Consider the following 601-nt stretch of genomic DNA (forward strand, 5'->3'; position numbering starts at 1 on the left):
GGCGGCGGGTGGGCAGAGCTGGTGCGGCGGCTGTAGAAGCCCAGGTCGGCATCAGTGGATACGCCGAAGTGGCGGCGAAAAGCGGTCCGGTAATCGGCACCGGGCCAGGTGATCTCCCCGCGTTCGAGCTTGGAGATGTAGTCGGCGTCGATCGGGGGGTGCTTGCCGGTTGCGGTGTGGACCAGGTCGCTGATGGCCTCGGCGACCGCTTGCTGGGTGTTGATGCCCGAGGCGAGGGCGAGCCGGGCCGCCGTCAGCCGTTCGTTGCGGACCTTTCTCATCGTGGCCCCTCATCGCCGTCGCGTCAGCGTTGAGTTTTGAGCGTAGGCCGCGCTTCAACAGCTGGGGAAGCCGTTGGTGAAGTCTCCGGGTAATCCTGCGGGTCGATTGCGGGCCGGCATGCGGGTTCGTGGCTCGTATCGGCTGTGTTGTCTTCTGTTGGCGATCGGTCGCGCCGCGCGCATTGTCGAAGCTGCGCCTCGGGAGGCTGGGGCGGCCGAGCGAGGGCGGCTGAGCCCAGGAGAGGATGGCGCTGTCATGACCGCGGAAGCCATCGGTGCGGGGATGAGGATGCGCATCGGCAAGAAGTACACCTTCGATG

General features: G+C 66.7%; 1 protein-coding gene. It reads right to left on the reverse strand.

Annotated elements, in window-relative coordinates; all coding sequences use genetic code 11:
* Nucleotides 1-281 (reverse strand): hypothetical protein (locus ACSDR0_RS51060; protein WP_435296210.1); only part of this gene is annotated, 281 nt, incomplete at its 3' end.
* Between the last annotated feature and the right edge of the window lie 320 nt (nt 282-601).

This window comes from Streptosporangium sp. G11 (assembly GCF_051192615.1).
Lineage (GTDB): Bacteria > Actinomycetota > Actinomycetes > Streptosporangiales > Streptosporangiaceae > Streptosporangium.